At 71.5% G+C, this 15,229-nt stretch carries 18 protein-coding genes and 1 pseudogene; 8 read left to right on the top strand and 11 right to left on the bottom strand.

Features of this window, described 5'->3' with window-relative positions; all coding sequences use genetic code 11:
* From HY68_RS44810 to HY68_RS05800, 3 genes and pseudogenes are all read left to right on the top strand, one after another.
* Positions 1–177: pseudogene (locus HY68_RS44810) on the top strand (ABC transporter permease); the annotation flags it as partial.
* Positions 178–238: 61 nt separating this feature from the next.
* Positions 239–922, top strand: a complete 684-nt coding sequence (locus HY68_RS05805) for an ABC transporter ATP-binding protein (protein ID WP_041985192.1) — start codon at positions 239–241, stop codon at positions 920–922.
* A 177-nt stretch (positions 923–1,099) separates the two neighbouring features.
* Positions 1,100–2,083 (top strand): GNAT family N-acetyltransferase, encoded by a 984-nt coding sequence (locus HY68_RS05800; protein ID WP_052457026.1) that lies wholly within the window; start codon positions 1,100–1,102, stop codon positions 2,081–2,083.
* A 52-nt stretch (positions 2,084–2,135) separates the two neighbouring features.
* Here HY68_RS05800 and HY68_RS05795 read toward each other — a convergent pair whose 3' ends face one another.
* On the bottom strand, positions 2,136–3,041 hold the full coding sequence (locus tag HY68_RS05795) for an NADP-dependent oxidoreductase (RefSeq protein ID WP_041995258.1): 906 nt from the start codon (positions 3,039–3,041) through the stop codon (positions 2,136–2,138).
* Positions 3,042–3,199: 158 nt separating this feature from the next.
* Here HY68_RS05795 and HY68_RS05790 point away from each other — a divergent pair, with 158 nt between their 5' ends.
* Entirely contained in the window at positions 3,200–3,565 is a 366-nt protein-coding gene (locus HY68_RS05790; RefSeq protein WP_041985190.1) for a MerR family transcriptional regulator, read from the top strand.
* Positions 3,566–3,592: 27 nt separating this feature from the next.
* Here the strand turns inward: HY68_RS05790 and HY68_RS05785 are convergent, their stop codons facing one another.
* Positions 3,593–5,263, bottom strand: a complete 1,671-nt coding sequence (locus HY68_RS05785; RefSeq protein WP_063779619.1) for a hypothetical protein — start codon at positions 5,261–5,263, stop codon at positions 3,593–3,595.
* A 72-nt stretch (positions 5,264–5,335) separates the two neighbouring features.
* A complete protein-coding gene (locus HY68_RS05780) occupies positions 5,336–5,842 on the bottom strand; it encodes a hypothetical protein (protein ID WP_041985187.1) in 507 nt (168 codons plus the stop codon).
* 98 nt (positions 5,843–5,940) lie between these two features.
* On the opposite strand from HY68_RS05780, the gene HY68_RS05775 reads away from it, so the two are divergent.
* Positions 5,941–6,396, top strand: a complete 456-nt coding sequence (locus HY68_RS05775) for a helix-turn-helix transcriptional regulator (RefSeq protein ID WP_041985186.1) — start codon at positions 5,941–5,943, stop codon at positions 6,394–6,396.
* On the opposite strand, the gene HY68_RS05770 is transcribed toward HY68_RS05775, so the two are convergent.
* The 3 genes from HY68_RS05770 to HY68_RS05760 all read right to left on the bottom strand — a co-directional run bounded on the left by HY68_RS05770 (position 6,385) and on the right by HY68_RS05760 (position 8,384).
* Entirely contained in the window at positions 6,385–6,990 is a 606-nt protein-coding gene (locus HY68_RS05770; protein WP_041985185.1) for an ATP-dependent Clp protease proteolytic subunit, read from the bottom strand. The genes HY68_RS05775 and HY68_RS05770 overlap by 12 nt on opposite strands.
* A 1-nt stretch (position 6,991) precedes the next feature.
* The gene (locus tag HY68_RS05765; protein WP_041985183.1) at positions 6,992–7,615 is read right to left on the bottom strand and encodes an ATP-dependent Clp protease proteolytic subunit; all 624 of its coding nucleotides are present in this window, start codon (positions 7,613–7,615) and stop codon (positions 6,992–6,994) included.
* A 79-nt stretch (positions 7,616–7,694) separates the two neighbouring features.
* The gene (locus tag HY68_RS05760; RefSeq protein ID WP_241778480.1) at positions 7,695–8,384 is read right to left on the bottom strand and encodes a TetR/AcrR family transcriptional regulator; all 690 of its coding nucleotides are present in this window, start codon (positions 8,382–8,384) and stop codon (positions 7,695–7,697) included.
* Between the two features lie 97 nt (positions 8,385–8,481).
* Between HY68_RS05760 and HY68_RS05755 the strand changes: the two genes are divergently transcribed.
* Positions 8,482–9,411: a zinc-binding dehydrogenase gene (locus tag HY68_RS05755; RefSeq protein ID WP_041995255.1), complete on the top strand. Its 930-nt coding sequence runs from the start codon at positions 8,482–8,484 to the stop codon at positions 9,409–9,411.
* Here HY68_RS05755 and HY68_RS05750 read toward each other — a convergent pair.
* Both HY68_RS05750 and HY68_RS05745 read right to left on the bottom strand, forming a co-directional pair.
* A complete protein-coding gene (locus HY68_RS05750) occupies positions 9,404–9,757 on the bottom strand; it encodes a hypothetical protein (RefSeq protein ID WP_052457025.1) in 354 nt (117 codons plus the stop codon). The genes HY68_RS05755 and HY68_RS05750 overlap by 8 nt on opposite strands.
* Positions 9,758–9,836: 79 nt before the next feature.
* Entirely contained in the window at positions 9,837–10,418 is a 582-nt protein-coding gene (locus HY68_RS05745; protein ID WP_063779618.1) for an ATP-binding protein, read from the bottom strand.
* A gap of 200 nt (positions 10,419–10,618) precedes the next feature.
* Here HY68_RS05745 and HY68_RS05740 point away from each other — a divergent pair, with 200 nt between their 5' ends.
* The gene (locus HY68_RS05740) at positions 10,619–12,007 is read left to right on the top strand and encodes a sporulation protein (protein WP_347560387.1); all 1,389 of its coding nucleotides are present in this window, start codon (positions 10,619–10,621) and stop codon (positions 12,005–12,007) included.
* A gap of 9 nt (positions 12,008–12,016) precedes the next feature.
* Here the strand turns inward: HY68_RS05740 and HY68_RS05735 are convergent, their stop codons facing one another.
* The gene (locus HY68_RS05735) at positions 12,017–12,940 is read right to left on the bottom strand and encodes an aminoglycoside phosphotransferase family protein (RefSeq protein ID WP_041985177.1); all 924 of its coding nucleotides are present in this window, start codon (positions 12,938–12,940) and stop codon (positions 12,017–12,019) included.
* Positions 12,941–13,063: 123 nt separating this feature from the next.
* On the opposite strand from HY68_RS05735, the gene HY68_RS44805 reads away from it, so the two are divergent.
* Positions 13,064–13,252 (top strand): hypothetical protein, encoded by a 189-nt coding sequence (locus tag HY68_RS44805; RefSeq protein WP_078863889.1) that lies wholly within the window; start codon positions 13,064–13,066, stop codon positions 13,250–13,252.
* Positions 13,253–13,279: 27 nt separating this feature from the next.
* Here HY68_RS44805 and HY68_RS05730 read toward each other — a convergent pair whose 3' ends face one another.
* The gene (locus tag HY68_RS05730; RefSeq protein ID WP_041985176.1) at positions 13,280–14,248 is read right to left on the bottom strand and encodes an aminoglycoside phosphotransferase family protein; all 969 of its coding nucleotides are present in this window, start codon (positions 14,246–14,248) and stop codon (positions 13,280–13,282) included.
* 5 nt (positions 14,249–14,253) lie between these two features.
* Positions 14,254–15,189 carry a hypothetical protein gene (locus HY68_RS05725; RefSeq protein ID WP_198533219.1) on the bottom strand — a complete coding sequence of 312 codons (936 nt, stop codon included), beginning with the start codon at positions 15,187–15,189 and terminating at the stop codon, positions 14,254–14,256.
* Between the last annotated feature and the right edge of the window lie 40 nt (positions 15,190–15,229).

Here is a 15,229-nt window from a genome sequence, read left to right as displayed (position 1 = left end):
TTCGCCCGGCAGTCCACGTCCAAAGTCGTCGATGTGGCGCTGTCGGCGCCCGTCTCCCTGGCCACGATCGCCCTCGCGGTCGGTCTCGCGGTCGCCGGCGGTCTGATCGCCGGCGGGTTCGGCGGCTGGCGCGCCTCCCGGCTGCGGCCGGCCGACGCGCTGCGCCGCGTCGAGTGACCGTCCCCCGTCCCCGGGGTCTTACAGCCCCCACGCAGACCCGTACCGCAGGAGTTGCACCGTGTACCAGCTCACCGGCGTCACCAAGCGCTATCAGCGAGGCAAGAAGACCGTCGACGCCCTCGCGGGCGTCGACCTGACCATCGAGGACGGCGGCAGACTCGTCATCCAAGGACCCACGGGCGGCGGCAAGTCGACGCTGCTGCAGATGCTCGGCGGCCTCGACCGGCCGACCGAGGGCACCGTCGAGTTCGACGGGGTGAACCTGGCGAAGCTGCCCGAGGCGCGGCTGACCAGGGTCAGGGCCGAGAGCATCGGCTTCGTCTTCCAGAGCTTCAACCTCATCCCGACGCTCACGGCGCAGGAGAACGTCGAGACGGCCCTGGTGCCGCTCGGCCTCAAGGGGGCGGCCAGGCGTGAACAAGCCGCGCAGGCGCTGGAATCCGTCGGACTCGGCGAGCGATTCGGCCATCTGCCCGGCGAGTTGTCCGGCGGCCAGCAGCAACGGGTCGCCATCGCCCGTGCGCTGGTCAAGCGGCCGAAGGTGCTGCTGGCCGACGAACCGACCGGAAATCTCGACGAATCCATGCGTGACGAAATCATGGAACTGCTTGAGGGGCTCTGGAAAGAGCACGGCCTGACCTTCATCATGGTCACTCACGACAGCTCCATCGCCCGCCGCGCGCCGCGGCTGGCGACGATCCGCAAGGGACGCGTCACGGTCACCGAGAACGCGGCGGCCTGAGTCCTCGCGGTGTTCCCGTCCCCGGCCCGGTGCCGGGGGCGGGAACACCGCTCGTCCTGTTCGACCCGTGCTGTACGTCTCCGTCCGCGCTGTTCCGCCAGACCGCCCACCGCCCGACCGCCCGGACGTCCCGGCAACTCGGGGGCGTCACCACCCTCGTACGCGTAGGTTCGGTCCATGCTGATCACTCTGGGAAGCCCGCCCACGGCCACCGAGACAGCCGCCTGGCACGCGGTGGTCAGCGCCGCGCACGTGCGCGACCTGCCGGCCGCAGTGCCCGAGCCCAGCAAGGCGGAGACGGCGGGGAAGCTGAGCCTGCCGCCGGTCGGCGGGCGCAACGTCCATCTCGCCTCGACCGCCGCCGACGGCTCGTACGACGGCGTCGCCTCGCTCCTGCTGTTCTCGGACGAACACCTGCGGCACACCGCGCTGCTCGACCCGCTGGTGGTGCACCCGAAAGCCAGGCGGCACGGCATAGGCGCGAAGCTCTGGACCGCGATACGGGCCGAACTCGCCGCCGACGGACGGACGTCCATCACCACCGTGCTCGAACTGGGCGGCGCGGGCGAGGCGTTCGTCGACAGTCTGGGCTTCACCAACGTGCAGCCGCTCGGCTGGTACGTGCAGAAGGTCGGCCAGGCACTCGAAGAGATACCGGAACCCCCGCTGCCCGAGGGGCTGCGCTTCGCCGACTGGACGGGCAGCGTCCCCGACGAGTGGGCCGAGGCCTTCGCCCGCGCCCGCGGCACGGAACGCGACGCCTTCGGCGAGGCGCCGGTCACCCACCAACTGGACCGGGACGTGGCGAGAGCGAAAGCCGTGGCCCGGCTGATCGAGCAGCGCGGCGGAGTCGTCCTCACCTCGGCGGTGCTCGAACCCGAAGCGGACGACGCCGTGGCCGCGTACACCGAGGTCGTACTGAAAGCCCCGACGGACGCCCGCGCTCTGCAGCACGCGACGGTCGTCGTCCCGCGCCACCGGGGCCGCGGCCTCGGCCGCGCGGTCAAACGCCATCTGCTGGCGGGACTGCACGAACGGCACCCGGGGGTACGGGAGATCAGCACGACCGTCGCCGACGAGAACACCTCGATGCTGGCGGTGAACGAGTCGCTGGGCTACCGGCGCGAACGCCCGGCGGGTCTCTTCGAGGCGAAGCTGTAGCGGCCGCACGGGCGCCGGAGCAGGCCGCCGGACGGGCGGCTGAGCAGGCGGCTCAGACGCGGACCACGATCTTCCCCCGCACGTGCCCGCGCTCGGAGTACGCGTGCGCCTCCGCGATCCGGTCGAGCGGGTACGTCCGCTCGATGCGCGGCATGTAGCGGCCCTGCCGGCCGAGTTCCGCCGCTTCGGCGAGGAGCGCCGAGTCGTTCACCGCGTTGGCCACATGTACGCCCAGAAGCTGCGCGTTGGTGTGGTCGGCGACCGTCGACACACGGGCGGGGTCGCCCACGATCGCGACGAGATCGGCCAGGGACCCGGAGGCCACGGTGTCGAGCGCGAGGTCGACACCGCCAGGGGCCAGGGCGGCGAGGCGCTCGGCGAGGCCCGCGCCGTAGGTGGTGGGAACGGCTCCGAGTGACGTGAGGAACGCGTGGTTGCGCTCGCTCGCCGTCCCGATCACGGTGGCGCCCTGAGCTACCGCGATCTCGACCGCGGCACTGCCCACGCCTCCGGAGGCGCCCTCGACGAGCAGGGTGCGCCCCTGGAGGGGACCGAGCGCCTTCAGCCCGCCCAGCGCGGTCACGGACGCAAGCCCGGCGCCCGCGGCCTCCTCGTCGGTCCACGTGGTGGGCGCGTGGGCCCAGGCCGAGAAGACGGCCAGCTCCGCCGTCGCACCGGTGACACCGCCCAGCCCGAAGACCCGGTCGCCGACGCTCACCCCCCGCACGCCCTCACCGGTCTCGTCGACGACGCCGACCGCGTCACGGCCGGGAATCGCCGGCAGACCCACGGGAAGCACCTCGCGCGCCGCACCCGAGCGCACCTTCCAGTCGACGGGATTGACACCGGCCGCCGCGACGCGGACGCGGATCTCGCCGGGCCCGGGATGCGGATCCGGCGCCTGCTCGACCACCAGGGTCTCCACACCGCCGTACTCGTGATAGCGGACTGCGCGCATGACGTACTGCCTTTCCACACGGCCTGCACCGGCCGTACGTGAGATCAGTGGGGCGAATGTCCGGCGGACGCCGACGTTCACTACGCTAAAACCTGACACTGACGTCAGTTGCAAGTCGGGCGGGCCCACCGTCCGGCGGACCGGCCGGAGGAGGACAGGTGCGCATCGGTGAGGTCGCCGACCAGGCGGGAGTGAGCGTACGGGCGCTGCGCTACTACGAGCAGCAGGATCTGCTCCAGGCGTGCCGCAGCCCCGGTGGCCACCGGCACTACCCCGACACCGCCGTCAGCCGGGTCCGGCTGATCCAGCAGCTGTACGCCGCGGGCCTCCCGAGCCGAGTGGTCCGCGACGTGCTGCCGTGCGTGGACTCGGGTGAGGCGTCCCCGAAACTCCTGGACCAGATGGAGGCCGAGCGGGTCCGCATCGACGAGCGGATCACCGACCTGCTGGCTGTGCGCGATCGGCTCGACGACGTGATCACCCTCACCCGGGACCCGGACGCCGACTGCCCTTACCTGCGGTGAGAACTGCGGATCAGTGATCCGGCCCGGTCACAGGGCCGGCCGGGTCAGGGTCGCGGTCGTCCACGCCGTGGCCCTCGGGGGCTTCGCCGTGCAGCCGCCGTCCCTCGGCAGCCGGTAGGTCGAACTCAGCCGGTAGTCGCCGGCCTCGGGGACCGTCAGCCGGGTCCAGTGGCCGTCGCGTGCCACGCACGCGCCCTTCGCCCGCAGCCACGGCGAGTACGCGATCCGTACCGTCACCGAACCCGCCACCGGCATCCGGACCAGCAGGTCCGCCTCGCTGCTCCGCGCTACGGAGCCAGGCGGTGACACCAGCGGGACGGCGTCGCGTACCCGGTAGACCGTCCACCCGCTGTCCTGCCACACCGGCTCCAGCCAGTCCGGCTCCGAGCGGACGACGGTGGCCTCGGCCTCGGCCGGGCCGTCGGGGGTGCCGTGCGGCAGGACGACCAGGCCGACCGCCCAGCGGTCCAGCCAGCCGCGGTACGTCTCGGCGGTGAGCGGGCCCTCGTAGAAGACCCGGCCGCGCACCACGTCCAGTTGACGGTTCCAGCCGCGCGCCATGTTGATGTGCGGGGCGAGGATCGCCGCCTCCCGGTGGTCGCGCGCCGGGACGACCTCGACCCGGGTGCGCTCGGCGCCGAGCCGCCGCAGCGCCGCCGCCACGCCCGCGCTGCGCTCCGCCCAGGCGGGCACGGTGTTGGAGACCCGCAGGTCGTCGTCCGTCTTGTTGATCACCCAGCCGGTGTTCACCAGAACCGCGGCCACCAGCACGGCCCGTGGCACCGCGCGGCGCAGGCTCGGTGAGCGCACGAAGGACATGAAGTGGGCCCGGCTGACACCGCGCGTCAGCAGCGCCGCGAGCAGCAGGGGCGGCCCCGCGAGCCCCACCAGCCGCTCCACGTTCGTACCGATCGGTGAGGTGACGGCGTACGTCAGCACGACCCCCGCCGCGTACACGGCGGTGCCGAACCGGACGAGCCGCCAGGTGCGCGGCGCGGTCAGGCCGAGGGCCGCGCAGGCGATGAGCGGCATCACCAACTTGCCTGGTCCCATGGGCTGTTCGCCCTGGAAGGGGAAGAGGACCGAGACCGTGCCCACCACGAAGGCCGGCGGTACAACCAGTACGGCCGCCTGCGTCCACCGGCGGTCCAGCAGATACGCCGCGCCCGCCACCACCAGGAAGAGCCCGGCCACCGGGCTCGCCGCGGCGGTGAGCGTGGCGAGCAGCACAGCGAGCACCGTCCGCCGGACGTACAGCAGGGTGAACAGGCCGATCGCCACCCCGAGCGCGAAGGTCGTACGTCCGGACGCGACGTTGCACCACAGGACCAGCGCGGCGAGCACCGCGGGCCACAACGGCCGCCGTACCCCGGCCCGTACGAAGAGCAGCGCCATGCCCCAGCTCCCGGCGAGCCCGGCGGCCACCGAGACCGCCTTGACGCCGAGGACGGCCATCAGCGCGGGCGCCAGCACGCTGTAGTTGGCGGTGTGCGTGCCGCCGTACCAGGACAGGTCGTAGGGGGTCGCCGGGTGCCGGCGCATGAACCCGGCCCAGGCGAACTGCGCCGCCAGGTCGCCGCCGCCCGTCGCGAGGAGGACGGCCCACACCGCGTACAGCGGTACGACGACGGCCGTAGCGATCAGCGGCACCCGCAGCCGGTGAACGGCGCGCCGCGCGACGGCCTTGCGCCGGGCCATGGGGTCGCCTTGCCCGCTCCCTGTCTTCTCTTCGATCGTCCGCACGGCACCGAGCCTAGGCGAAGGTAAGGGTCACGTATCCAGAACGCCCCCTTCCGCAACCGGGATGTCCTGGCGTACCTGCCTGATCAGGATCTCCCCGAGACAGCTGCTCGCGGGGGTGTGGGTGCGCAGGATCACATCCGGGTACGGCCGTTCACCGACGACGCCGAGAACGTCCGCCGCCGGGTGGCCGAACAGATCGACATCGTCCAGGGCGACCGGCACGGCGGACGGGCCGTGCGCGGTGCCGGGTTGCCGGCTGAGGACGAGGGTGTCCAGACCGGCGCGGTTGTGAGCGGCGTCCGCGTCGTCCGTGCCGCCGTAGGCCAACAGCTCCAGTCCCTCGTAGCTCGCGGAGAAGGCCCAGCCCGCGCCGCACACCCACGTCTCCCGGACATCCGCCAGTGCGGCGACCGCCCACTGCGCTGCCCGCTCGGACATACCGGCCCGCAGCACGCCCGCGTGGTGCGGGAGCGCGAGAGCGGTGCCGAGGCCTGGGCCTGGGCCGGGGTTGCTGCTCCGCAGCAGTTCGAACACGCTCCGATGGTGGCCGGAGCTGTAAGCCGTCGGCCAGTTGATTTCGCCGGCGGCGGAACACGGCTGCCGGCCCGGCGCGTCCCTCCTACTCTGGAGGGGTGACCAGTCATCTGCCGAACGACGCCCGCGTCATCCCGCTGCGCCCGGCCGCCGCCCGCGCGGTCAGAGAGCCACTGTGGCGCCATGTCGTCGGTGATGTGCTGCGCCGTGAACGGCTCGCGCAGGAGCGCACGCTCAAGCAGGTGGCCGAGGCGGCGAGGATCTCCCTGCCGTACCTGTCCGAGCTGGAGCGCGGCCGCAAGGAGGCGTCGTCCGAAGTCCTCGCCGCCGCCGCGCACGCGCTCGGGCTGCGGCTCGCCGATCTGCTGGGCCTGGCCCGGGTCGAGTTGATCCGGCTGACCGCCGTGGACCGGGTCGGGCCTGACGCGGCGAGGTCGGTCAGCTCGGTGACCTCGGCGACGTCCGTCACCTCCGTGACGTCGGTGACGTCCCGGCGTACCGGCACCTCCGTCACCCGCCCGGGCCAGGGCCAGGTGCTCTCGCTAGCCGCCTGACACCCGGCGCCGGCTGAGCACTTCGTCGGCGAGCCCGTACGCCACGGCCTCGCGCGCCGTGAACACCTTGTCGCGGTCCATGTCGGCCCGCAGCGTCGCGACGTCGTGCGGCGTGTGCCGGGACAGCACCTCCTCGACCTCCGAGCGGATCCGCAGCACCTCCTTGGCCCGGAGGCTGAGGTCCGACACGGTCCCCTGCTGCCCGCCGCTGGCCGGCTGCCCCAGCAGCACCCGCGAGTGTTCGAGGATGAACCGCCGCCCCGGCGCGCCACCGGCCAGCAGGACGGCGGCCGTTGACGCGGCCTGGCCGACGCAGTACGTCGAGACGGGCGCGCTCACGTAGCTCATCGTGTCGTAGATCGCCATGAGCGAAGTGAACGAGCCGCCGGGGGAGTTGATGTAGATCGAGATCTCCCGTTCCGGGTCGGAGAACTCCAGATGGAAGAGCTGGGCGATGACGACGTTCGCGACGCCGTCGTCCAGTTCCGTACCGAGGAAGATGACCCGCTCGGAGAGCAGCCGGCTGTAGATGTCGTACGCCCGCTCGCCCTGCGGGGTGCGCTGGACGACGGTCGGAATCGTGTACTGGCTCATGTCACAGCCCCGCCCGTCGCCGCGAACCCGCGGGCCGTACGTCGTCAAGCGACTCGACGACGCGGTCGATCATCCCGTACTCCCTGGCCTGTTCGGCCGTGAACCACCGGTCGCGGTCCCCGTCGCGGGAGACGGTCTCCGCGCTCTGCCCGGTGTGTTCGGCGGTGATCCGCTCGATCGCCTTCTTGGTGAAGTCGAGGTTCTCGGCCTGGATCGCGATGTCCGCCGCCGTGCCGCCGATCCCGGCCGACGGCTGATGCATCATGATCCGCGCGTTCGGCAGGGCGTGGCGTTTGCCGTGCTGTCCGACGCAGAGCAGGAACTGGCCCATGCTGGCGGCGAATCCCATCGCGAGCGTCGACACGTCGTTCGGGACGAGCCGCATCGTGTCGTAGATCGCGAGCCCGGCCGTCACCGATCCGCCGGGGCTGTTGATGTAGAGGCTGATGTCGGTCTTCGGGTCCTCGGCCGACAGCAGGAGCAGTTGGGCGCAGACGCGGTTGGCCGACACGTCGTCGACCTGTGTGCCGAGGACGATGATCCGCTGCGTGAGCAGTTGCGCTGCCAGATGGTCGTCGAACTGGGTGGCGGGCGTATCGCCGTCGCCGGCGGCACGTACGTACATGGGTCCTCCTTCGCCGCACCTGGGCCGGCCGGCCCGGGCGCTGAGACCCCTCCACCATCCGTGCGTCGGCCCCGTCAGGTCAGCGTTCTCGGCCCGCGGCAGATTCGCCGAGGGCAGAGCGCGGCGGCGCGGTGAGCGTCAGGCTGCCGGGGAGCGCGGCGACGGTCTCGCGGAACAGCCCGCCGAGGTCGGTACGGGCCGGCTGCGCCGCCCAGCCGGCGAGCGCGAGGTGGAACGCGGCGAGCAGCATGTCGACGGCGAGGCGGGGGCGCGGGTCGTCGCGTTCCGGCAGGTCGAACCTGCGGCGCAGGATCTCCAGCGCGCGCTCCGTGGTGCGCGCGCAGAACTCCAGGCCGTGCGCGTCCATGGAGGGGGTCTGCCCGGCCAGTTGCCTGCTGAGCAGGATGCGCCGCTCGGCGCCGTCGTCGGCCAGGACGCGCGTGAGTGCGGCGAGGAGCGCGTCACGCATCAGCTCCAGCAGCGGCGGATTCTCGACTGCGCCACCGGGGCTGCCGGGGGTCTCCAGCTCGGTCAGGAACGTCAGCCAGATGTCCTGGGTGGGGGCGGAGGCGACGTCCTCCTTGCTGCTGAAGGTGCGGAAGAAGGTGCGCTTGGAGACGTCGACCGTGTCGCACAGCTCGTCGAGCGTGACGCCGCCGAATCCGCGCTCGCCGAACAGCTCAAGGGCGGAGTCGATGAGCGCTTGGCGGGTGCGCTGCTTCTTGCGCTCGCGCAGCGAGGGGCGCGGCACGGTCTCGGAGCTGGTCACGGACCGATCGTACCGCCGGAGCGAATGCCATGCGTAGGCGTATGCCACTGAGTGGCATTACGATGGAGGCCACGCCACTGACCGGAAGGTGTTCACCATGCGCGCCCTGCTCGTCGACCGCACCGCCCCCGCGGGTATCCGCCTCGGCGAGGCCCCCGATCCGCTCCCTGGTCCGCACGAGGCGCTGGTCAGGGTGGTCGCCACCTCGCTCAACCAGGGCGAGGTCAAGCACGGCGTCAGCGCGGCCCCCGACGGCGCCGTGCTCGGCTGGGACGCGGCGGGCGTGGTCGAACGCGCGGCAGCCGACGGCTCGGGCCCGGCCGCCGGAACCCCCGTGGCCACACTCGGCGCCGACGGCGCCTGGGCCGAACTGCGCGCCGTGAACACGGACTTGCTCGGCACGGTCCAGCCGTCCGCCGACCTCGGCGCGATCAGCACGATCCCGGTGGCGGCCACCAGCGCCCTGCTCGCCCTCCGCAGAACGGGCCCCTTGCTCGGCCGCCGAATCCTGATCACCGGCGCCACGGGCGGCGTCGGCCGCTACGCGGTCCAACTCGCCCGCCAGAGCGGCGCGTACGTCATCGCCTCCACCGGAGACCCGGACACGCACGGCGAAGAACTGCGCACCCTGGGAGCCCACGAGGTAATCGCGGCCCCCGCCCGCCTGGCCGGCCCGGTGGACGCGGTGCTGGACATGGTGGGCGGCGAGCAACTGGTCCAGTCCTACGACAAGTTGGCGGAGAACGGCACGCTGGTCGCCCTGGGCCACAGCGCGGGCCAACCCGAACACTTCCCCTACGGCGCCCTCTTCGGCGACCAGGGCCGCCACAACCGCGCGATCGTCAGCTTCTTCCTCCTGTCCAGCCCCGACCTGGCCCCGGCCCTGACCTGGCTGGCGGACCAGGTCACGACCGGAACCCTGAACCCGGGAATCTCCTGGCGAGGCAGCTGGAACGAGTCCGCCGAAGCAATCACAGCAATGCTCGAAGGCCGCCTCCACGGCAAGGCGGTACTCGACATCACCTGAGGGGCGCCACGAAGCGCGGCTCCGGCCAGTCGGTGACCGGCGCGGCGGCGGACGAGTAGATCTCCAACAGCGAGAGATAGCCGTCCCGCGTGAACACCATCACGCCCGCGTCGGCCGGCTCGACGTACCAGGCGTCCGCCGCTGGGTTCCCGTGCACCGGAGCGGGCGCCACGGCCGCACGATCCACGGCCAGATCGACGCTCGCGCACCCGCAGGCGCACCTACCGACGACCCGCACGAACCCCACTTGCGCCCGCAACGCGGCCCGCGCCGAACCTCCCCCGTCGAGCAGCGCGTCGAGCGTCCCCTTCACACCTGCCGACGGCACCTCACCGGTTGTCGTCATCACGCGATCCCACCCCCCCCGAGTCTTCTAGGTCCTCGCACACGATCTCGCATGGGGGACGGTTGCTTCATCGGGTTTGTCAGGAGGGGAGCGGCGGAGATGTGGACGCAGTCCCGTCGTCCAGGTCGAAGCGGCAGAAGACGCTCTTGCCACCTTCTTCGCGTGGTGCCCACCATGCCGCGTCGGACAGCGACTGGATGATCAGCAGGCCCCGGCCGTTGTCGGCGAGCAGCGCGTCCGAAGGCATGTCCGGGTCGTCACCGGCGAGCAGGTCACCTGCCGGAAGCATCGGGGGTGTCGAGTCCTCGTCGGCGACCTCCAGGAACAGGCACGTGGGCCAGGCCCGGACGGTCACGGCGATCTTTCGGCCGCCGCTGCTCTCACCGCTGACCGCCGCTGTCTGCCACCCGTCCGGGACGGCGTGATGCACGGCGTTGCCGACGAGTTCGGACAGACACAGACTGACGTCGTCCACCAGTCGGTGGAGATCCCAGTCATGCAGGGCATCGAAGGCCAGGCGGCGGACCACTGCCCCCGTATCGGGGGCTTCCGCGTCGAGGGTCACCGCGCGGCTGCGTTCCGATCCGGCGGTGTCGGCCGGCTTCAAAGCCGCGAGGTGCGCCGTACGCAAGGGCCGGCGATGGTTCTCTCGCGAAGTCATCGCATTGTCCTCCGTTCGTCGGCAGCCAGGAGCGCCGCCGTGTGCGGGCAAGTCAACGGCGAGTTGTGACCGACCGGCAGCGTCCACAGTGGGGTCCGTGTGACCACGGGGGTTCACGACGAGGCGAGGGGGTTCGTTCGTGAACCCCCGGTACATGGCCGAAACGGCGTGGCACGATGAACACTTGCCGTAATCGGCCCGTGACAGGGGGGATCGTGGGCAGGGAGCCGAATCACCGACTGGCCGCGCTCATGGCCGAGGCCGGAGCCTCCAACAAGGGCCTGGCCCGACGGGTGCAGGGGGTGGCCTCGCGTCACGGCGCGCACGTCGGAACGACGCATGTGGCCGTGCAGCGGTGGCTCGACGGAAGCGGCATTCAGGCGGAGACAGCGGCGTACCTGGCCGAGGCGCTGGCCGAGAAGCTGGGACGCCGGATCACACCGCGCGATCTCGGCTTCCCTGAAGCGACCGTCCGACCCGCCGCCACCGGGGCCAGCTATGCCACGTCGCTCGCCGAAGCCCTCGGCGTACTGGACGGTCTGACGCAGCTTCGACCGGAGGACTCCTCGTCCGTCACCGAGTTGCCGCACGACGGCGAGATCAACACGGCCGTACTGTCGTGGCTCGTCTCGCGCCCGGACGGCTTACCGGCCGACGGCGGCGGCTCCCGGCGTGTCGGTATGCGCGACGTCGCCGCGGTCCGCACGGCCGCCGAGATGTTCATGCGGCTGGACTTCCTCTACGGCGGTGGCCACGGGCACAGGGCGCTGCGCCACTACTTCCGGCATGAGGTACTGCCCCTGCTCAGCGGTGGTTACAGCGAGCGTGTGGGGACGGCTCTTTTCAGTGCTGCCGCCGAGATCGCACAACTGCTCGCATGGACCGCCTACGACAGCGGTAACCACCACCTCGCGGCCCGATACCTGTTGTCCACGCTCCGGCTCACGCAGGTCACGGGCGACCGCATGACGGGCTCGCGCATCCTCGCCAACATGAGTCACCAGGCCAACTACCTGGGCCAAGCGCCGAGGGCCACACGATTGGCTCGCGCCGCGGTCGAAGGTGGTGGACACGGCCGCGCGACGCCGCGTGCCATGGCGCTGTTCGCCGCGCACGAGGCCCGCGCGCTGGCCACAGGACAGAACCCCGGAGGCGCCCGGCGGGCGATGCGCGAGGCAGAGAGCTACTTCGACCGCGCGGAGACAGCCGACGATCCCGCCTGGTTGGCGTACGTGGACGAGGCCGAACTGGCCGGCGAGTTCAGCCACTGTTTCCGCGACCTCGGCGAATCGGCGCTCGCCGTCTCGTACGCCGAGCGGGCCGTCAGGCTGACCGACCCCAAGTACGCCCGCACACTCGGCTTCTGCCGGTTGGTGCTCGCGCAGAGCCTGCTCCGCGACGGCCAGCTGGAGGCTGCTGTCACGACCGCCGGGTCGGCGATGGCGCAGGGGGACGCACTCCAGTCGGCGCGCTTCCAGCGCTATGTCACGGACTTTCGGCGCGAGGTCGCTCCGCATGCGACGAACCCAGCCGTGCGGCGGTTCAACGAACTCGTACGGGTTGCCCTCGCCGATCTAGACGACGAGTAGCGGATTCGGTCAGCCCGGCTGCCAGTCGCGAGGCGCCCTGTCGTCGCGGAGCGACGCAATCCGCCGGGCATACTCGCGGGCGATCTCGTCGCTCTCGCCGATGTTCTGCATCAGCCAGGTGGTCATCTTGAACTCCTGCGTCGCGCGCAGTGTCGGAAAGCCGTGCCAGTCGCGCAGATCGCGGCCGTACGCGCGCGTGAACGCGGCGTACTGCTCGGCCGTCTGCCACCCCAGGCTGTCGTGTTCGGTCGCCGTGACCATCAGGTCCCACTCGGGGTGGTCATGACAGAAGACCTCGAAGTCGATCAGGACGGCCTGATCGCGGCGGTTCACCATGAGGTTCTGCACATGCGCGTCCCCGTGGACCGGGCCGCGCGGCGACTCGAACCGCAACTCCGCGATTCGCTCCCGCAGTTCACGGCCACGCTTGCGCAGGAATTCGCGGTCGTCGTCCGGTACGCCCTTGGCCTTCTCGATGCGCAGGTCCGACCGTCGAAGAGCGTCGTACGGAGGGAGGTCCAGGCCCGCCGGCAGGTGGAGCGCGTGCAAGTCGTGCAGTATGCCGCCGAGTTCGGCGTACGTCGGCTTCCTGTCGCTCTCCTCGATCAGGTGCCAGAAAGTCACCGGGTGGCCGGACACCAGGAGCGCCTGCTCGACGTCCGCAACCGCCCGCGAGGCGGGAAAGCCCTCCGCCTCCAGCCACCGCGAGACGCGCACCTCCGTCCGTGAGGCGTCCAGGTATTCCGCCGACCGGGCGATCCGCACGACCATCGGATGCCGCCCAAGCCGGAAGAGCGCGTTCTCACCGAGCCTGAGCAGCCGCGCCCCGTCGTCTTCCAGCCCGGCCGCACGGCACGCCTCGGCCATCACCTCGTACGCACGGACCGACGTGAACCGCTCGGACCTCCCGCCCGCAGTCTCGGACGACGGCATACCGCAACCACTCCCCAAGGCTCATGGAACTGCAGACGTGTGTGCAGCCGCAGTATTGCCTCGCTTGACGCCCACGCCATATGTATGGTCACGCATGACGCAGACCGAGCGGGGGCGGGGGCGGTGAGTCGGAGGCGCTACGTTGCCCGGGGTATCGCGGGCGGCTACCGGATCTGGGACAACCGGGGGCGTCGATGGTGGGGCGATCTTTACGAGCTGTGCCCTGACGACCTTCTCGCCGAACTCAACGGCCACGCCGACCCGGCGCGGATCACCGCGTTGATGAAGCGCTGCAGAGCGCGCAAGCGATAGGCGCGGCCGGTGCCGCTGTGGCCGGTGTCACGCGTAGCGGGTGAGGAGGGCCTCAATGTAGTCCTCCAACCTGTTCGCCAGGACGGCGGGGGTCAGGTCGGTGCGGCCCAGGTCCCGCCAGGGGACGGCTACCTTTTCGGCGTCCGGGGCGAAAGCGAGTGCGTCCAGCAATCGCCAGTACAGGTGCGCGGCCGGGGCGTTCGCCACGGTGCCGCCCGCGGCGGTGTATTGGTCGGCGAAGCGCATGCCCGTCGGGACACCGTGCAGCAGGGCCAGGGCAGTTGAGCAGTGGGCGACGTCCAGGTCGGCGGGGCCCCAGGAGGTCTCCACCCAGTCGACAACTCCGCTGATCCGCGGATCGTCGTCCGCGCCTTCGAAGAGGACGTTGCCGGGGTGGTAGTCCCGGTGCAGGAAGCACGACCGGTGGCTCGGTGGCTCACGGCGGATGACGTCCACCGCCCGCTGCCACAACTCCGGCCGCTCCGTGGCCGCCGGCGGGCTGACCTGGTCGGGTGCGGTCCACGCCTGATAGCTACGCGGCCGGTCTTCCGAGGCCACCCGTACTCGGTGGACGGCAGCCAGTTGGCGTGCCAGCAGGTCGCCGCGTTGATCAGCGTCGTCGTCGTCCAGGCGAACGCTTCCCGGGAGCAGCGACATCAGCAGCGATGGGTGGTCGCAGAACTCAGCCGTCGCGTCCACGTCCAGGAGCACGGCGGCGGGGACATCCGTGTCGGCGAGCAGCCGCAGCACGTCGGCCTCCCGTGTCAACAGACCCTCCGCATGCCGCACGAAGAACGGCCTGACGAAGGATCGGAGTACCACCGAGCGGCTGCCGTCCAGCCCGGTGATGTCCAGACGTCGCATCACGGACGTCCACCCGCCGGCCAGGCGGGCCACGTTGTCGATACGTTCCGAGGCGGGGGCGAGCTGCCGCCTCTCCACCCAGGCCCGCGTGGCGCGCCAGCCGTCGCTCCCGTCGCCCTCGTCGGAACCCATGACCGTCAGGCGGCCGGGGATGTTGTGTGGGCCTTCTGGACCGTTTCCTCTCGGGCCGTCAGGTAGCGGCGGAGGGTGTTGCCGTTGTTCCAGGGGAGGGCGTTCACGTGGCCGTCGACCAGGCGGAACTGTTCCAGCGCCGCGTCGTACCTGGACTGACGGTAGAGGAAGTACGCCAGCAGGTGGCGCAGTTCGGGCAGGTGTGGGTGGGTGGTGGGGGCCGCTGCCGCGTCCATCAGGGCGTGGTCCGTGAGGGAGCGCAGCTCCTCGGTGTCCGCCGGTGCGTCCTGGTGTTCCTCGTACCAGGCGAGCAGCGGGAACGCCGACATCAGCGTGCCGGGCGGGGCCTGCGCCGCCTCGTGGGCGGCCGGTGTGTAGCCCGGCGCGGCCAGGTGGGCGCCGAAGTGGTGCGGGGCGCGGGCTCGTAGCTCCGGCCAGACGCGGTCCATGTCCGCGTCCGCCGTGCCCAGTTCCACGACGTACGGCGTGGGGTCGGCCGGGTCCAGTTCCTTGGCGCGGGTGATATCCGCGTCCGCGCGGGTCGTCGCCGCACGGACGACCGCCGCGTCCGCGCTCTTGTCCTCGGCCTTCTCCCAGGCGCTCAGCCAGGCGTCGTCAGCGGCGGCTGCCGTGGCCAGCTCCTGGACGTACAGCCAGCGCAGCTCACGGTCGGCCGCCGTCGAACCGAGCAGCGCGGCGGCCGGGTGCCAGTCGCCCGTTCCCGCCGCGGTCAGGGCCTGCGACAGTTCCGGTGCCTGCGGGGCGGCGCGAGTGGTGTCCAGCTCGTCCGGCGGCAGCAGGCCGAGTTCGCGTGAGCGCGCCGACTGCTCGCCCGGCGCCGCCGGGACCATCGAGGCGAGCACCCGGTCGGTGCTGCGCCGCGACCGGTACCAGAGGAAGACACAGATCACTATCAGGATCAGCGGGATGATGCGGGACACGGTTACCTGGTTCCTGGGAGGGGGCGAGGGGGGGGCGGGG

It is taken from the genome of Streptomyces sp. AcH 505, from assembly GCF_000818175.1.
GTDB lineage: Bacteria > Actinomycetota > Actinomycetes > Streptomycetales > Streptomycetaceae > Streptomyces.
Note: the sequence above shows the minus strand (reverse complement) of the source record. Positions and strands in the feature narration are given on the sequence as shown.